General features: G+C 59.8%; 14 protein-coding genes. 5 read left to right on the top strand and 9 right to left on the bottom strand.

Annotated elements, in window-relative coordinates:
- Positions 1-59: 59 nt before the first annotated feature.
- Positions 60-872, bottom strand: a complete 813-nt coding sequence (gene murI / locus ACLD9W_RS06405; RefSeq protein WP_410841246.1) for a glutamate racemase — start codon at positions 870-872, stop codon at positions 60-62.
- A 152-nt stretch (positions 873-1,024) separates the two neighbouring features.
- On the opposite strand from murI, the gene ACLD9W_RS06400 reads away from it, so the two are divergent.
- The 5 genes from ACLD9W_RS06400 to ACLD9W_RS06380 all read left to right on the top strand — a co-directional run bounded on the left by ACLD9W_RS06400 (position 1,025) and on the right by ACLD9W_RS06380 (position 9,266).
- On the top strand, positions 1,025-1,660 hold the full coding sequence (locus ACLD9W_RS06400; RefSeq protein ID WP_410841245.1) for a Smr/MutS family protein: 636 nt from the start codon (positions 1,025-1,027) through the stop codon (positions 1,658-1,660).
- Between the two features lie 434 nt (positions 1,661-2,094).
- Positions 2,095-4,770, top strand: a complete 2,676-nt coding sequence (gene aceE, locus ACLD9W_RS06395) for a pyruvate dehydrogenase (acetyl-transferring), homodimeric type (protein WP_410841244.1) — start codon at positions 2,095-2,097, stop codon at positions 4,768-4,770.
- A 144-nt stretch (positions 4,771-4,914) separates the two neighbouring features.
- The gene (gene aceF, locus ACLD9W_RS06390; RefSeq protein ID WP_410841243.1) at positions 4,915-6,543 is read left to right on the top strand and encodes a dihydrolipoyllysine-residue acetyltransferase; all 1,629 of its coding nucleotides are present in this window, start codon (positions 4,915-4,917) and stop codon (positions 6,541-6,543) included.
- Positions 6,544-6,687: 144 nt separating this feature from the next.
- Positions 6,688-8,487 carry a dihydrolipoyl dehydrogenase gene (lpdA, locus tag ACLD9W_RS06385; protein WP_410841242.1) on the top strand — a complete coding sequence of 600 codons (1,800 nt, stop codon included), beginning with the start codon at positions 6,688-6,690 and terminating at the stop codon, positions 8,485-8,487.
- A gap of 95 nt (positions 8,488-8,582) precedes the next feature.
- Positions 8,583-9,266, top strand: a complete 684-nt coding sequence (locus ACLD9W_RS06380) for a Sir2 family NAD-dependent protein deacetylase (protein WP_410841241.1) — start codon at positions 8,583-8,585, stop codon at positions 9,264-9,266.
- 76 nt (positions 9,267-9,342) lie between these two features.
- Here ACLD9W_RS06380 and ACLD9W_RS06375 read toward each other — a convergent pair whose 3' ends face one another.
- The 8 genes from ACLD9W_RS06375 to murA all read right to left on the bottom strand — a co-directional run bounded on the left by ACLD9W_RS06375 (position 9,343) and on the right by murA (position 17,297).
- Positions 9,343-10,272: a 3-oxoacyl-[acyl-carrier-protein] synthase III C-terminal domain-containing protein gene (locus tag ACLD9W_RS06375; RefSeq protein ID WP_410841240.1), complete on the bottom strand. Its 930-nt coding sequence runs from the start codon at positions 10,270-10,272 to the stop codon at positions 9,343-9,345.
- Complete coding sequence (locus ACLD9W_RS06370) at positions 10,269-11,534, bottom strand: F390 synthetase-related protein (protein ID WP_410841239.1); 1,266 nt, start codon at positions 11,532-11,534, stop codon at positions 10,269-10,271. The genes ACLD9W_RS06375 and ACLD9W_RS06370 overlap by 4 nt, the downstream gene beginning before the upstream one ends.
- Positions 11,531-12,337 carry an MBL fold metallo-hydrolase gene (locus ACLD9W_RS06365; RefSeq protein WP_410841238.1) on the bottom strand — a complete coding sequence of 269 codons (807 nt, stop codon included), beginning with the start codon at positions 12,335-12,337 and terminating at the stop codon, positions 11,531-11,533. Before ACLD9W_RS06365 ends, ACLD9W_RS06370 begins: the two co-directional genes overlap by 4 nt.
- Positions 12,312-13,292 carry an NAD-dependent epimerase/dehydratase family protein gene (locus tag ACLD9W_RS06360; RefSeq protein ID WP_410841237.1) on the bottom strand — a complete coding sequence of 327 codons (981 nt, stop codon included), beginning with the start codon at positions 13,290-13,292 and terminating at the stop codon, positions 12,312-12,314. Before ACLD9W_RS06360 ends, ACLD9W_RS06365 begins: the two co-directional genes overlap by 26 nt.
- 46 nt (positions 13,293-13,338) lie before the next feature.
- Positions 13,339-14,412 (bottom strand): hypothetical protein, encoded by a 1,074-nt coding sequence (locus ACLD9W_RS06355; protein ID WP_410841236.1) that lies wholly within the window; start codon positions 14,410-14,412, stop codon positions 13,339-13,341.
- Positions 14,409-15,542 (bottom strand): ATP-grasp domain-containing protein, encoded by a 1,134-nt coding sequence (locus ACLD9W_RS06350; protein ID WP_410841235.1) that lies wholly within the window; start codon positions 15,540-15,542, stop codon positions 14,409-14,411. Before ACLD9W_RS06350 ends, ACLD9W_RS06355 begins: the two co-directional genes overlap by 4 nt.
- A 167-nt stretch (positions 15,543-15,709) precedes the next feature.
- On the bottom strand, positions 15,710-15,922 hold the full coding sequence (locus tag ACLD9W_RS06345) for a hypothetical protein (protein ID WP_410841234.1): 213 nt from the start codon (positions 15,920-15,922) through the stop codon (positions 15,710-15,712).
- Between the two features lie 109 nt (positions 15,923-16,031).
- Complete coding sequence (murA, locus tag ACLD9W_RS06340; RefSeq protein WP_410841233.1) at positions 16,032-17,297, bottom strand: UDP-N-acetylglucosamine 1-carboxyvinyltransferase; 1,266 nt, start codon at positions 17,295-17,297, stop codon at positions 16,032-16,034.
- Positions 17,298-17,614 lie beyond the last annotated feature (317 nt).

The following is a 17,614-nucleotide window of genomic DNA, read 5'->3' as shown; positions in this document are numbered from 1 at the left end:
CTTTTGACTTCGTTGAAGATTCGCTTTCAGACGGCCTTTCGCTGCCCGCAATGCCTGCGTCAGCCCAGCGTCACCATTTCTATCTGCTGCAGGCTGCGCCCCAAAAAGCGTTCGCCTATGGTTTGGAAACGCAGCGGGATGTCGCTGACGTAGAAGCGGTAGTCGGCCGCGCCGCCGCTGCCGTCGTTGAGCAGGTCTTTTTCCTGCAAGGCGCGGGCGGCGGCTTCGGCGGTGGTGACGGCGGAGTCGACCAGTTGTAGGTGCGGCGCTTCGCGGTGCAGCAGGGGTTTGAGTAGCGGGTAGTGCGTGCAGCCGAGCACCAGCGTGTCGGCGTCTTCGGCCAGGAGCGGTTTGAGGTATTCGCGGGCGGTGAGGCGGGTGACTTCGTGGTCGAGCCAGCCTTCTTCTACCAGCGGCACAAACAGCGGGCAGGCCTGCGACTGGACGCGTGCTTCGGGGCGGTGGCGGTGGATTTCGCGGGCGTAGGCGTTGCTGTTGACGGTGGTGTTGGTGGCCAGCACGCCGATGTGGTTGTTGCGGGTGACCTGCAGGGCAGCCTGTGCGCCGGCGCTGATTACATCGAGCACGGGCATATTGCCCGCCATCTGCCGCACTTTGTGTCCGGCAACGGCGGCGATGGTGTTGCAGGCGATAACGAGGGCTTTGACGTCGTGTTCGAGCATGAAGCCGACGATTTGCGCGGTGAAGTTTTCGATGGTGGCGCGGGATTTGACGCCGTAGGGCACGCGGGCGGTGTCGCCGAAATAGACGATGTTTTCCATCGGCAGGCGCTCCATCAGGGCGCGCACGTTGGTAAGCCCGCCTACTCCCGAATCGAACACGCCGATGGGGCGTTGTCTGACTGTATCCATAATTGAATTGCTTTAAGGCCGTCTGAAAACGAAAAACGCGCATTCTACACGCTGTGGGGAAGAAACCGAACGGCCGCGGCATTTGACGGCGCAGCGCCGCGGCGGTAGGCTCCCGCGCCTGCAACCGCATCACGTAAGGACACATGCAGAATATGAACGAAAAAACCGATTTCCAAGAGCTGCTGAAAACCCTCGGCAAACAGGCGAAACAAGAAGCGCAGGCCGCACAGGAGCGGCAGCGCGAAACGGCGCGGCAGGCGCGGGAAGAACCCGATTTCGCCGCCCTGATGGGCGATGTGCAGCCCCTGAAAAGCTCGCAACGCTACGAGCAGCCGCGCGATGTGTCGCCCATCCGTCCGCGCAGCCGCGATGTACGGAAAGAGGAGGCGGAAAACTATTTTTACGTCGGCGACGGGCAATGGCTGGACGTGCCCGCACAATTCAGCAAAAACGGCCGCGGCCAAGCCGACATCAAACGCTTGCAAAGCGGTTATTACACGGTTGTCGCCGATGTTGATTTGCACGGCTACACACAGGAAGAAGCGCAGCAGGTGTTGAACGAATTTATCGTTTTTGTGCAGCGGCGCGGCGTGTGCGGCGAAATCGTCCACGGCAGCGGGCTGGGTTCGGCGGGCTATCAGCCGAAACTGAAAAACCTCGTGCGCCGCTGGCTGATGATGCATCCCGACGTGCTTGCCTATGCCGAGCCGCACAAAAACAACGACGGCGCGGTTCTGATTCTGCTCAAACGGCAGCGCAGGGAAGAGGAAGACGCAAAAAATTTCTGAGCCGCGTCTGCCCGTGCGGGACAAAGCCCCTGTATCGCCTTTACTGTTTTTAACCTGTTTACTGCCGTCTGAAAACCGTTCTTATCCGCTGCGAGTATTTTTCCTTTTCTGTCGTTTTTGGTTTTATCCGAACATTTTTCAGACGGCATTGTCGCTTTTATTTTTCACAAGCGAAAAACCGCCCGCCGGAAAGGCCGACGGTTTTTTGATTCCGCGCAAAAAAACTGCCCGACGATTTGCAAGCACGGGGGATAACTGATAGCATTTCGCGGCTAAAATACGCCCGAAAAAGCGCTTTCGGAGCAACATCCGGGCAGGGCGTGTCTATCAGCGGAGGGCGGCCTTTTCTGTTTTTTCAGACGGCCTCCTTCCGGCAGAACCAAAACGGTGCGGCTTTTGCCGTGTTCCATAACTCTCAACTGAAGGGATAATCTATGTCCAACCAAATCAACGACATCGATCCGATTGAAACGCAGGAATGGCTGGATGCGCTCAGCTCCGTGCTCGAAAACGAAGGCACCGACCGCGCCCACTTCCTGCTGGAAAATCTGGTGAAATACACCCGCCGCCGCGGCATCCACATGCCGTTTGACGCGACCACAGCCTATCTGAACACCATCCCTGTGGGCAGGGAGCAGAAGTCGCCCGGCAATCACGAGCTGGAACACCGCATCCGTTCGATCATCCGCTGGAACGCCGCCGCCATGGTGCTGCGTGCGGGTAAAAAAGATTTGGAACTGGGCGGCCACATTGCATCATTCCAGTCTGCCGCCACTTTGTACGACGTCGGCTTCAACCACTTTTGGCGCGCCAAAAACGAAGCCGCCGGCGAAGAAGGCGATCTGATCTACATCCAAGGCCACTCCGCGCCCGGCTTTTACGCCCGTGCCTATGTCGAAGGCCGCCTGAGCGAAGAGCAGCTCAACAATTTCCGCCAGGAAGTCGGCGGCAACGGCCTGCCTTCCTACCCGCACCCGCATCTGCTGCCCGATTTCTGGCAGTTCCCCACCGTATCCATGGGTCTTGGCCCGCTGATGGCGATTTACCAGGCGCGTTTCCTGAAATACCTTGAATCGCGCGGCTTGGCCAAAACCAAAGGCCGCAAAGTTTGGTGCTTCTGCGGCGACGGCGAAATGGACGAACCCGAAAGCCAGGGCGCCATCGCACTGGCCGCCCGAGAAGGCTTAGACAACCTGATTTTCGTCATCAACTGCAACCTGCAACGCCTCGACGGCCCGGTGCGCGGCAACGGCAAAATCATCCAGGAATTGGAAGGCAACTTCCGCGGCGCCGGTTGGAACGTGCTGAAAGTGATTTGGGGCAGCCGCTGGGATGCCCTCTTGGCACGCGATACCAACAACGCCCTGAAAAACCGCATGAACGAATGTCTCGACGGCGACTATCAGACCTACAAATCCAAAGACGGCGCCTATGTGCGCGAGCACTTCTTCAACACGCCCGAGCTCAAAGCGCTGGTTGCCAACATGTCCGACGAAGAAGTTTGGGCACTGAACCGCGGCGGCCACGACCCGCACAAAGTCTATGCCGCCTATTACGAAGCCGTGAACAACGCCGGCGGCCGCCCCACCGTCATCCTCGCCAAAACCATCAAAGGCTACGGCATGGGCGCGTCCGGCGAAGGTCAGAACATCGCCCACCAGGCGAAAAAAATGGACGTCAAATCGCTCAAACAGTTCCGCGACCGCTTCGGCATTCCGGTAACCGATGAGCAGATTGACAGCGGCGATCTGCCCTACTTCCGCTTCCCCGAAGACAGCGAAGAAATGAAATACCTGCGCGAGCGCCGCAACGCCCTGGGCGGCTACCTGCCCCAGCGCAACCCCAACAACGAAGCCCTGCCGATTCCCGCCTTGAGCGACTTCGACGCCCAACTGCAATCGAGCGGTGACCGCGAATTCTCCACCACCATGGCCTTCGTGCGCATCCTTGCCACCCTGTTGAAAGACAAACAGATCGGTCGGCGCATCGTTCCCATCGTTCCCGACGAAAGCCGCACCTTCGGCATGGAAGGCATGTTCCGCCAATACGGCATCTGGAACCCCAAAGGCCAGCAGTACACCCCGCAGGACAAAGACCAGCTGATGTTCTACAAAGAATCGGTTGACGGCCAAATCCTGCAGGAAGGCATCAACGAACCGGGCGCGATGGCCGACTGGATTGCCGCCGCCAGCAGCTACGCCAACAACCGCTTCGCCATGATTCCCTTCTACATCTACTACTCCATGTTCGGCTTCCAGCGCGTCGGCGACTTGGCCTGGGCAGCGGGCGACATGCACGCGCGCGGCTTCCTCTTGGGCGGCACCGCAGGCCGTACCACGCTCAACGGCGAAGGCCTGCAACACGAAGACGGCCACAGCCAGATTCAGGCCGACCTGATTCCCAACTGCGTCAGCTACGATCCCACTTTCTCTTACGAAGTGGCCGTAATCGTCCACAGCGGTTTGCAGAGAATGTACGTCGATAACGAAGACGTCTTCTTCTATATCACCCTGATGAACGAAAACTACACCCATCCCGCCCTGCCGCAGCGCGAAGGCATCGAAGAGCAGATTCTCAAAGGCATGTACCTGCTGCGCGAAGGCGGCAAAGGCGACAAACGCGTACAGCTGATGGGCTCCGGTACCATCCTGCAGGAAGTGATTGCCGCCGCCGAGCTGCTGAAAAACGACTTCGGCGTCGAAGCAGACATCTGGTCCTGCCCGTCTTTCAACCTGCTGCACCGCGACGCCATCGAAGTCGAACGCCACAACCGCCTGCACCCGATGGGCGAGCAGAAAGTTCCCTTCGTAACCGCCCAGCTGCAAGGCCGCGAAGGCCCGGTAGTTGCCGCCACCGACTACGTGCGCAGCTTCGCCGACCGCATCCGCGCCTACATCCCCAATGACTACCACGTCCTGGGCACCGACGGTTTCGGCCGCTCCGATAGCCGCGCCAACCTGCGCTCCTTCTTCGAGGTAGACCGCTACAACGTAGCCGTTACTGCCCTGAGCGCACTGGCCGACCAAGGCAAAATCGGCAAAGAAACCGTACAGCAGGCGATTGAGAAATACGGCATCAAAACCGACACAGCGCCCAGCTGGAAACGCTAAACGGCTGCTTTCAGACGGCCTCCATACAGTGAGGCCGTCTGAAACACCGCAGCGGAACACGGTTTCGGGATGAAACATCCCGTAGAACAACAGGCCGTCTGAAAGCCTTTTCAGACGGCATCACCAAGAAAAAAGGAACGCTCGATGAGCATCGTAGAAATCAAAGTACCCGATATCGGCGGCCACGAAAACGTGGACATCATCGCCGTCGAAGTCAAAGCAGGCGACACCATCGCCGTGGACGACACCCTGATTACCCTGGAAACCGACAAGGCAACCATGGACGTACCCGCCACCGATGCCGGCGTGGTCAAAGAAGTCAAAGTCAAAGTCGGCGACAAAATCTCCGAAGGCGGCGTGATTCTGCTGGTGGAAACCGACGGCGCAGGCGCAGCCGCCGCTCCGGCTGCCGCGCCCGCAGCGGCCGAACAGCCCGCCGCCGCACCCGTTCAGGCGGCTCCCGCCGCAGGCGGCGCCACTGTGCAGGTAGTTGTGCCCGACATCGGCGGCCACAGCGATGTGGACGTGATCGCCGTCGAAATCAAAGTCGGCGACAGCGTGGCCGAAGACCAGACCCTGATTACGCTGGAAACCGACAAAGCCACCATGGACGTGCCCTGTACCGCCGCCGGCACCGTTACCGCCGTGCACGTGAAAGTGGGCGACAAAGTTTCCGAAGGCAGCCTGATTATCGACGTTGCCGCCAGCGGTGCCGCCGCATCCGCCCCCGTTCAGGCTGCCCCCGCACCGCAGGCCGCCGCGCCCGCTCCCGCACCCGTTCAGACGGCCGCGCCCGCAGCGGCTGCCGCACCCGTTGCCGCTTTCGGCAGCACCCCCGTCAACGAAGCCGGTTTCGCCAAAGCCCACGCCGGCCCCTCCGCCCGCAAACTCGCCCGCGAACTGGGCGTCGATCTGAGTCTGGTCAAAGGCAGCGGCGCCAAAGGCCGCATCACCAAAGACGATATCAAAGCCTTCGTCAAATCCGCCATGCAGGGCGGCGCGGCCAAACCGGCTGCCGCCGGCGCATCTTTGGGCGGCGGTCTCGACCTGCTGCCGTGGCCGAAAGTGGATTTTGCCAAGTTCGGCGAAATCGAAGTCAAAGAACTCTCCCGCATCAAAAAAATCTCCGGCCAAAACCTGTCGCGCAACTGGGTGGTGATTCCGCACGTTACCGTTCATGACGAAGCCGACATGACCGATCTGGAAGAATTCCGCAAACAGCTCAACAAAGAGTGGGAGCGCGAAGGCGTGAAACTCTCGCCGCTGGCCTTTATCATCAAGGCTTCCGTGGCTGCGCTCAAAGCCTTCCCCGAGTTCAACTCCTCGCTGGATGGCGACAACCTGATTCTGAAAAAATACTTCCACATCGGTTTTGCCGCCGACACGCCCAACGGCCTGGTTGTACCGGTAATCAAAGACGTGGACAAAAAAGGCCTGAAAGAAATCAGCCAAGAGCTGACCGAGTTGAGCAAAAAAGCCCGTGAAGGCAAGCTCAAACCGCAAGAAATGCAGGGCGCGTGCTTTACCATTTCCAGCCTCGGCGGCATCGGCGGCACCGGCTTCACCCCGATTGTCAACGCCCCCGAAGTCGCCATCTTGGGCGTGTGCAAATCGCAGATGAAACCGGTTTGGAACGGCTCATCCTTCGAGCCGCGCCTGATGTGCCCGCTGTCGCTTTCGTTCGACCACCGCGTCATCGACGGCGCCGCCGGTATGCGCTTCACCGTGTTCCTCGCCAAACTGTTGCAGGACTTCCGCCGCATTACGCTGTAAAGCATTTTCAGACGGCCTTGTCGATATGAAAGGCCATCTGAAAGCTGAGAAAACAAGGTTTGCAGCCCGATGCCGTCTGAAACGCACGGGCTGCATCACGCGGAAAGCAATTTGCTCCTGCATCAGCAGAAAGGTTAAATAAACATGAGCTTAATCGAATTAAAAGTCCCCGACATCGGCGGACATGAAAACGTGGACATCATCGCCGTGGAAATCAAAGCCGGCGACACGGTTGCCATCGACGACACCCTGATTACTTTGGAAACCGACAAAGCCACGATGGACGTACCGGCCGAAGCCGCCGGCGTGGTGAAAGAAGTGAAAGTCAAAGTGGGCGACAAAATCTCCGAAGGCGGCCTGATTGCCGTGATTGAAGCCGAAGGTGCGGCCGCCGAAGCCCCCAAAGCCGCAGCCGCTCCTGCGCCTGCCGCGCAGCCTGAAGCCCCGAAAGCCGCAGCCCCCGCGCCGCAGGCTGCCGCATTCAGCGGTAGTGCCGATGCCGAATACGACGTAGTGGTACTGGGCGGCGGCCCGGGCGGCTATTCCGCCGCGTTTGCCGCAGCCGACGAAGGCTTGAAAGTCGCCATCGTCGATCAGTACAAAACCCTCGGCGGCGTGTGCCTGAACGTGGGCTGTATCCCGTCTAAAGCCTTGCTGCACAATGCGGCGGTGATTGACGAAGTGAAACATCTGGCCGCCAACGGCATCAAATACCCCGCGCCGGAAATCGACATCGACATGCTGCGCGGCTACAAGGAAAAAGTCATCGGCAAACTCACCGGCGGCCTGGCAGGCATGGCCAAAGCGCGCAAAGTCGATCTGATTCAAGGCAAAGGCGAATTTGTCGGCGCCAACCATCTGGAAGTGAAGCTGACCGAAGGTAGCCAATACGACGGCGCGCTTACCGAAACCGGCGCGAAGAAAACCATCGCTTTCAAAAACGCCATCATTGCCGTGGGCAGCCGCGTGGTGAACCTGCCGTTTATCCCGCAAGATCCGCGCATCGTCGATAGCACCGGCGCGCTCGAACTGCGCCAAGTGCCGCAAAAAATGCTGATTATCGGCGGCGGCATCATCGGTTTGGAAATGGGCACGGTTTACAGCACGCTGGGCGCACGATTAGACGTGGTGGAAATGATGGACGGCCTGATGCAGGGCGCCGACCGCGACTTGGTCAAAGTATGGGAAAAAATGAACGCCCACCGCTTCGACAACATCATGACCAACACCAAAACCGTGGCCGTGGAAGCCAAAGCAGACGGCATCTATGTGAGCTTTGAAGGCGAAAAAGCACCCAAAGAGCCGCAGCGCTACGATTTGGTGCTGGTGGCCGCAGGCCGCGCGCCCAACGGCAAACTGTGCGGCGCGGAAAAAGCCGGCGTGGCCGTAACCGAGCGCGGCTTTATCGAAGTGGACAAACAAATGCGTACCAACGTGCCGCACATCTACGCCATCGGCGACGTGGTCGGCCAGCCCATGCTGGCGCACAAAGCCGTACACGAAGGCCACGTTGCCGCCGAAAACTGCGCGGGACACAAAGCCTATTTCGACGCGCGCGTGATTCCCGGCGTCGCCTACACCGACCCCGAAGTGGCCTGGGTGGGCGTAACCGAAGAGATTGCCAAACGCGACGGCATCAAAATCACCAAATCCGTGTTCCCGTGGGCAGCTTCCGGCCGCGCCATCGCCAACGGCCGCGACGAAGGCTTCACCAAGCTGATTTTTGACGCCGAAACCGGCCTGATTATCGGCGGCGCCATCGTCGGCACCCACGCCGGCGACATGATCGGCGAAATCTGCCTGGCCATCGAAATGGGCTGCGACGCCGAAGACATCGGCAAAACCATCCACCCACACCCGACGCTCGGCGAGTCCATCGGCATGAGCGCGGAAGTGGCGTTGGGTGTGTGTACCGATCTGCCGCCGCAGAAAAAGAAAAAATAAGCGTTTGAGTGCTTAAATGCAGAATAAGGCAGCCTGAAAACCGGTTTGATGGTTTTCAGGCTGCCTTTCAATCCGATTATCCCAAGGGAAAATACATGAAAAAATGCGTGATACTGAGCGGCGCCGGCATCAGCGCCGAGAGCGGGCTGCAGACTTTCCGTGACGGCGACGGCCTGTGGGAAGGACACCGTATTGAAGACGTCTGCACCCCCGCAGCCTTTGAGCGCAGCCCGCAAACCGTGATTGATTTTTACAACGAGCGCCGCCGCAAAGCCGCGGCCGCCGCGCCCAATGCCGCCCATCTGGCCATTGCCCGCCTGCAGCAGGGCTACGACACCCGCATCGTTACCCAAAACGTCGACGATTTGCACGAGCGCGCCGGCAGCCGCCAAGTGCTGCACCTGCACGGCGAACTGAACAAACTGCGCAGCAGCATCGACGAAGACGAAATCATCGGCTGGCAGGGCGACCAGCAGCTTGGCGACTGCGACAGCAAAGGCCGGCCGCTGCGACCGCATATCGTCTGGTTCGGCGAAGAAGTGCCCCTTATCGGGCAGGCGGTGCAGTGGGTGGAAGCGGCCGATGTGCTCATCGTGGTGGGCACCTCGCTCAAAGTCTATCCCGCCGCCGGCCTTTTGGCCTGCGCCCGCGCCGATGCGGACATCTACCTGATCGACCCCAAGCCCAACCTGAGCAGCCGCCGCGTCGAAATCATCCCCCAAACCGCCTGCGCCGGCGTACCGCCGCTGGTGGAATGGCTGTTGGCAAAGGCAGCCTGAAACCTTTGCAAAACCCCAAAGGCAGCCTGAAAAATAAAAGCAGCTTGAAAACCGTTTTGCGGCTTTCAGGCTGCCCTTAAATCTGCAAACACAAAATATTGCACGTCAGCCCGGCGGCGGTGCCGGTGAGCAGGATTTTGTTTCCTGTTTTCAGACGGCCTTCGTCGAGCGCCTGGCACAGGGCGAAGGGAACGGAGGCGGAGACCATATTGCCGTATTGCGCTACGGTGTCGATGTATTGCCCTGTTTTGAAACCCAGCGTTTTCATCATCAATGGCAGGGCTTTGCTGGCCTGATGGGGGATGACGAGGTCGATGTCGGCCGGGCTTAACCGTGTTTGCGCCCAAAATTCGGCAAACAGGGCGGGGATTTTTTGACGGGAGAGTTTGAGCACTTCGCGCCCTTTCATGTCAAACAAAAATTCGGCGGGGTCGCTTTGGGTGTAACGCTGCGGCGGCAGGGCGGTAAGGCCGCCGCGGATTTCGGTGCTGTGTGCGCCCTGCGACCAGGTTTGCTGCACGGCGGCAATCACGCCTTTTTCAGCTTCGGTATGGCGGATGACAACGGCGGCCGCGCCGTCGCCAAACAGCTCGAAACTCTCGCGCTGGGCGGGATTGAGTACGCAGGAGGCGAGATCGCCGGCGACAATCAGTGCGGTGCGGTAGCGGCCTGCGGCGATTTGGTACGACAGGGTGTCGAGCGCGGTGATGAAGCTGGTGCAGGTGGAGTTGACGTCCCACGCGGGGATGCTTGTGCCTTGGGCGATTTGTTCGTGAATCAGGGCGGCGGTGCAGGGGATGGGCTGTACGCCCACGGCGGCGGCGGAGACGATGCAGTCCAAATCGGCGGCGGCGATGCCGGCTTTGGCCAGCGCCTTGCGGGCGGCATCGCACATCATGCCGAGCTGGGTTTCGCCGTCGGCGGCGCGGTAGCGGGTTTGTGCGCCGAACTGTACGCGCCGTGCAGACAGGCTGCTGCCCCAGCCGATGATTTCCAGTTTGTTCATATTTTTCTCTCGATGCGTTTGAGTTTACGGTTTTCAGGCTGCGTGTAGGGGATAAAGCGATATTGCACGCCCTCGATGCCGTATTGCGTCATCAGGTTTTCAAACCGGCAAACGATGGCATTTTGCTGCTGCCCGTGGCCGTCTGAAAGGGCGATTTCGACGGTATGGCTGTCGGTTTGGCAGACGCGGTATTCGCGGATGCCGTCAACAAACAAAATGCAGCGGCGGATAAAGTCGGGATAGATTTCTACGGTAGCGCCCTGCCGGTTTTCAAACACAAACACATCGTCCGTGCGCCCTTCGATTTGGCTCAAGGCCAGATGCGGCGAGCCGCAGGGGCAGGGTTCGCGGCGGATGTGCAGGATGTCGTTGAGGCGGTAGCGCACAAAGGCCTGCGAGCGGCGTTTGAGATCGGTAATCACGGGGATGAAACGGGTGTTGTCCAGCCATTCGGGTTCGACCATTACGATGTCTTCATTCAGATGCAGCGTGCCGCAGCGGCAGGTGGCGGCGAGAAAGCCTTCGGTGGCCTGGTAGATTTGATCGATAAAAGGCCGTCTGAACGCGGCGGCGATGTGTGCGGCATCGCGCGTTTCCAAAACTTCGGCCACGGAAATGACTTTTTGCAAACTGAGATTCAGACAGCCCCGTTTCTGAAAATCCGCCAAACGTGCCAGCACCGAGGCGGGCGCAACCAAAATGGTGGGGCGCATCTGTTGCAGCGCGTCCAGATGCTGCGGCAGCGGCGTTTGCATATCGAAAAAGCGAAACGCCAAAAAGCGCGAATCCAGCGTTTGATACAGATTGTTGTCGGCACGCAGGAAAAAGGCGATGCGCTGGCCGAACAGCCTGCCCTGCGGCAGCATTTTGGCCAGCACCGCCGCCGCCCACATCGCCTGCTCTTCGGGCGTGGTGAGAAACAGGCCGCGATGCCCCGATGTACCGGAAGACAAACCCACCGACACGCGGCCGATTGCGGGCGAAAAATCGCGGCTGCGCTCGGCTTCGAGGGCAACGGCCAGCGCCTCTTCTTTGCCGATGCCTACGGTGTTGAGCGCGTCAAAGTTATCCATCATCAGGGTTTTGTCCATCTGAAAGCGGGCAAAGTCGATGCCGTTGCGAAAATACGGCGCATGCCGTCTGAAAAATTCGAGCTGCCTTTTGAGCGCGTCCTGCTGCCAGGCGGTTACGGCGGCGCGGGTTCGGCGGGGAAACCAGCGGGTGCGGACAAAGGTAGAGAGAAACAGCCACAGCCTGTTCATAAGATACCGCCGATGTATTCGGGCGTGTCGTGGCTCACCAGCACGCGGATGCCGTCTGATTGGATGGTTTGCAGCAGGGCGGTGTTGGCGCGGTAGGCGGTAAAGTCGTCTTGAATCAGGCGCGGGATGCGGCGCATCTGGTCGGTCAGCGCGAGCACGTCCTGCCCCCAGCACACGTCGGCGGCGAGAAAGATTTTGTATTCGGGTACAAACAGGCAGCCCTGCCCTTTGGCGTGGCCGTCGAGCGCGGCCAGAAACAGCGAGCCGTCGCCCAACAAATCGGCGCTGGGCGCGTAGGGAAAGGCCGTCTGAACGCCGTTTATCGGCACGATTTGGGCGCGCTGCTCGAAATCGTCGGGCAGAAATTCGGGAAAAATCAGCGAGCGCAGCTTGTTTTCGCGGTAGGTGTCCCAGCAGCCCTGCGTGAGCAGCAGGCGGGCATGGGGAAAAGATTTGAGGCCGCCGATGTGGTCGGGGTGTAGGTGGGAAACAATAACGGTGTCAATCTCTTGCGCCGCGATGCCCTCGGCGGCCAAACGCGCGGCAATGGTGTCTTCGGCGCGGACATAGGTGGGGTTGATTGCGCGGTAGATCAGGTATTTCCAATAGAAGCGGTTGAGCGCGGTGCCGTAGCCGGTGTCGTACAGGATATGGCCGTGAACGCGGTGTTTGATTAAAAACACGCCTGCCTGGAACACGCGTTTTTGCTTGGGGTGGTGGCGGAAAATGCGTTGTAAGTGGTTGACGCAGTGGCCGCAGGCGAAATAGCGGACGGATTCAATCAAGGGGGCAGTGGCGGACATAGTGTTCGATTCCTTGTGCGATGCTGATGCGCGTCTTGTAGCCCAGCTCGCGGCGTGCTTTATTGATGTTTAGGGTTTGGCCGTAGGTGAGCAGGCAGGCGGTGTAGCGGGTAAGCGGCGGCTCTTTGCCGATATTAAGCAGCCTGAACGCGCTTTCAAGCACATTGGCCGCCAGCCACAGGCCGCGCCGCGATACGGCACGGGTGCGCATATTTTGGCCGGCAGCCTGAAAAAACTGCGCCAGCAAATCGGCAAAAGGCTGCGGCTCGCCGTTGGTAATGTTGTAGGTTTGGCCGGCGGCCGCTTCGCTTTCCAGCGCCAGCCGCAGCGCGTAGGCGGCGTTTTCCACGCAGGTCAGGTCGGTCAGGTGGCGGCCGCCGTTGACCAGCGGAATGCCGGTGCTGCGGTTGCGTGCCAGCAGGCGCGGAATGATGCTGGTGTCGCCGACGCCGAACAGCCCGCGCGGGCGGATAATCACGCTCGGTACGCCGCCCGAGCGTACTGAGCGCTCAGCCAGGATTTTGCTGCGGATGTAGTGGTTGAGCCGGTTGTCGGCCGGCGCGTCTTCTTCGCGGATATCGAGCTGCTCGCGCGGCGCGGCGTAAATGCTGGGCGAGGAAACAAACACCAGCTGCCGGATGCCGTGTTTGAGGCAGCCTGAAAGTACGTTTTGCGTGCCCAGCACATTGGCGCGGTAAAAATCGTCCCAGCGTCCCCACACGCTCGACAACGCGCCCGAGTGGATGCAGTAGTCTGCGCCATTTAGCGCCTGCGCCACCGCAGCTGCGTCCGACAAATCGCCGCACACGGTCTCGATGCCGTATTCGTGCGCCAGCTGCGCCAGCTTTTCCCGACTGCGCCCGAAACCGCGCACACTGTAGCCTGCTGCCAGCAGCTCGCGCACGGCATAGCCGCCGAGAAAACCGGTCGCGCCGGTGATCAAAACCTTTGCCATTTGCTCCACTTTCGTTTTCAGGCAGCCTGAAGAATTTCCAAGCTGTTTACAAACCGTATTTTTCCAAAATATTGCGGTACAAACCGTTGCTCAGTCTGCCCAACAGATACCACACCGCCCGCCGCCGCAGCGGCAGATGGCGTACATACACCGCCGTGTATTCCAAAGCAGGCACTGCGCCGCGCGTTTTTTTAAACAAGGGTGCGCCGCTGCTCAAATGCTGGCGCAGACCGCGTTCGGCACAATAGCGGGCAATGAATACCGACAAACGCCGATACAGCGCTTCGCTTTGGGGCAGGCGCAAATCGTAGCCCAATACGGGCGTGGTCAGAATGCCGTTTTCCACAATCATGCCTGCACAGCCTGCCGCCACGCCGCCTGAAACGCGCTCCATCAGATACAAATCCATCAGGCCGCGCGACACCGTTTCTTTTAAAAACAAGGTGGTAAACTGCATATTGCCAGCCGAGTATTTCCCCAGATACAGCGCGTTGTACGCGGCCAAGGCCGTCTGAAAATCCGCATCGGCGCTTTCACCGTCCAAGCGGCGGAAGCGGTAGCGCCCGTCGTCCAAAAGTTTCAAATCGCGCCGGTTGTCGCGGCGGCGCAAAGCCTGCCGTTGGTCGTCCACCAGATAAATTTGGCGGCTGACCAGCAGCAGCCAGCCGTCCGCCGCCAGCTTGTCCAGCCAGTCGGCGTGGTGTGCGGCGTTGAGCGAGCGCAGCATCGGCGTATCGTTTGGCGCGGCCGCAATGGCGAGACGGCGCAAATCGGCAGGGCTGCGCCGCGTCAGGCCGTCTGAATACAAATGCGTGGACAAACCGAAATTCTGTATCCCTGCCACGCGGTGCGCCCCGCCCCAGCGCAGCAGCAGCGCAAGCGGCATCATAAATAATCCCAGCAAGGCAGCCTGAAAACGCGGCAGCTTGGCCAATTCGTCCCGCGCCGCACCCGTGAGCGCGGCATAGGGCGACACCGTCCACGCCTGATTTCGTCCGCTGCGGGCGATGGAAAGCATGATGCCCTGTTCGAGTAGGCGCTTTTCGCTGCCGTCGTTGGCAATCAAATCGCGGCTAGGATAATCGGCAAACAGGCGGCACAGGCCGTGGTTTAATTTCATTGCCCCGCCCCGTTCCATTCAATATCCATGGTTGTGGCGTCGGTAAACGCGATGCCTTTGCGCCATGCGCGCCATGCGGTTTCTGCGGTGGAGAGCGCCGTCCCGTAGGCGGGTATGTCGGCCAGCACATCCCGCGCCGCCGCGTAATCCGCCCGCACTTGGGCAAAGGTTTTTTCGCGCCGTACCTGCCGTGCAAACAGCGGCCACAAGGGTTTGGACACCGTGGCCGCCGTGCCGATACGCTGCCGCTCAAACCGCCACAGGCCGTCTGAATACGACAAAGCGCCTGCGAGCAGATGAATGCCGCTGGTTGAACGCGGGTTGCATTCAATCACATAAATTTCATGGTTTGGGCTGACGATAAAATCAAACGCCACTTGCCCGTGAAACCCATTTTGCGCGGCAAACGCTGCCACAAACGCCTCAATGCGCGGCTCGTCGATGCGGCGGAAATAAGTCGATGCCGAGCCGTTGATCAGATACATCGGCTCGTACACCACCTGCGCCGCCACCTGTCCGCGTTCGCACACCGCATAGCTGCACAGAGCCTTGCCCGCAATGCGCTGCTGCTGCACCCACGGCGCGGCGGCACTAATCGGCAGCGCCGCAGTTTCAGACGGCACGGGCGCGATTCTCACCTGCCGCCCGAAGCGGCTGTACACCGGCTTGAACACCGAATCGGCCAAACGCGAAAAATCAATCTCCGCCGCCGATTCCAGCAGCCGCGTTTCGGGAAAACACACCCCTGCGCCGCGCGGCAGATAATCAAAAAACCGCGCCTTGTGGTGCAGCCCCAGCAGCAGATCGCGCGGCGGCATAAACAGTTTTCGCTGCTCTGGTTCAGGCAGCGGCACATGCGCCAGATGGAAAATATCCTCGCAGGTGGGGACAACCCAATCTGCCTGCGCCGCCAAATCCGCCATTGCCGCCGCATAGCCCGCAAAATCCGTGCGCGGCGCAGGAATGCGGCAATAGCGCACCTTCCGGTTATTTTGCGCAGCAAAAGCTGCCACGGGAAAGCGCAGGCTGTCGCACAAGGTAATGCGCTCTGCGGCTTTCAGGCTGCCTGAAACAACGGCAATCCAGTCCAAAACCGCAGGCGCACGCGGGCAGGTGATGAGAATGTTCATATTCGGGTGGCGGCCGGCGGCCTGAAAGTTTTGCGGATGGTTTGGTGAGGCAGCCTGAAAACCGTTTTGCGGCTTTCAGGCTGCTTTTGGATTGACTATTTGCTATTAAAGCCGTGCCACAAAAGCAGTAGTACCAGCGTGTCAAACGCCAAAAAAGACGGCAGCCGTCAGCGGCGCACGGCACGGGCTTCGGGCGTATCGTGCTGTTGGAAAAACGCCGGATCTTTTGTTAAACAACGTGCGGCACGGGCATAACGACCATGAGCAACGAAGAAATCTAAAAAATAAAAATCAGGGGTGATGCGCTTGGCAAAACGATACAGATGGCAGAAATATACCAATATTGGCAGCAGCAAAACTGCCTTGAGATAAACGATCATAGCTTGCTCCCCCAAAGATTCCACATACCTATATTTTCAGGCTGCCTACCAATACGAAAGACTGCCTTTTTCCGCAGCCTTTCTTTCGTTCACCAATGCTTTCAGCAGCTTAATTGCTGACGCGCTCGATATTGGCGCCGACGCCGCGCAGCTTGGTTTCGATGTGTTCGTAGCCGCGGTCGAGATGGTAGATGCGGTCGACGATGGTTTCGCCCTCAGCCACCAGTCCGGCGATCACCAGGCTGGCGGAGGCGCGCAGGTCGGTGGCCATTACGCCGGCGCCGGAAAGTTTGGCCACGCCGCGCACGATGGCGGTGTTGCCTTCGGCTTCGATGTCGGCGCCCATGCGGTTGAGTTCGGGCACGTGCATAAAGCGGTTTTCAAAGATGTTTTCGGTTACGGTGGCGCTGCCTTCGGCCACGGCGTTCATCGCCATAAACTGCGCCTGCATGTCGGTGGGGAATCCCGGGTGCGGCGCGGTTTTGATGACGACGGCTTTGGGACGACCGGGCATGTCGATGCCGATCCAGTCGCCGCCGGTGCTGATTTGGGCGCCGGCTTCGCGCAGTTTGTCGAGCACCGCGCCCATGGTGTGCGGCGCGGCATGGTTCAGGCGGACTTTGCCGCCGGCCATCGCCACCGCGCACAAAAAGGTGCCGGCTTCGATGCGGTCGGGGACGACGCTGTGTTCGGCGCCGTGCAGCTCTTTTACGCCTTCGATGGTCATCACCGGCGTGCCGATGCCGCTGATTTTGGCGCCCATTTTGACCAGGCATTCGGCCAGATCGACCACTTCGGGCTCGACGGCGCAGTTTTCCAGCACGGTGGTGCCTTCGGCCAGCGTGGCGGCCATCAGCAGCTTTTCGGTGCCACCAACGGTAACCATGTCCATCAGCACGCGCGCGCCTTTGAGTTTGCCGCGCGCTTTGACATAGCCGTGTTCGATAACAATTTCGGCGCCCATGGCTTCGAGCCCTTTCAGGTGCTGGTCGACCGGGCGCGAGCCGATGGCGCAGCCGCCGGGCAGGCTGACCTGGGCTTCGCCGAAGCGGGCGAGGGTGGGGCCGAGCACCAGAATCGACGCGCGCATGGTTTTCACCAGTTCGTAGGGCGCGCAGGTGTTGTTGACGGTGCCGCCGTTGATTTCAAATTCGCGGATGTTGTCGGTGAGCACGCGGGCACCCATGCCTTGCAGCAGTTTTTGGGTGGTTTTGACGTCGGCCAGCATCGGCACGTTTTTCAGGCGCAGGGTGCCGGCGGTCAGCAGCCCGGCGCACATCAGCGGCAGGGCGGCGTTTTTGGCGCCGAAGATGGTGATTTCGCCATTGAGCGGGCCGTTACCCGTGATTTTGAGTTTGCTGGCCACAGTAGTCATACCTTTCGTGTTTTGTGTTGCAGGCAGCCTGAAAACAGTAAATGCCGTCGGTTATAAGGGGTGTTAAAGGGGTTTGGATTGTACAAAGGCTTCAGGCTGCCTGAATGCCGTATGGGAAAGCGGCGGATTATAGCGGAAAACGGCCAAAGCAGCCTGAATCCGCTTTCAGGCTGCCTGATGCTTTGGCTGCGGCGCGCCGGCGGCCAGACCAAATGAGACCTTTGCAAAATACCTTTCTTCACCTTTCCGCTGACAGCCGGAACCCAAACACAGGTTTTCGGCTGTTTCCGCCCCCAATACCTCCTGATTTTACCCAA

Origin of the sequence: Neisseria sp. WLZKY-1 (assembly GCF_046546535.1) — a bacterium.
Lineage (GTDB): Bacteria > Pseudomonadota > Gammaproteobacteria > Burkholderiales > Neisseriaceae > Neisseria.
Note: the sequence above shows the minus strand (reverse complement) of the source record. Positions and strands in the feature narration are given on the sequence as shown.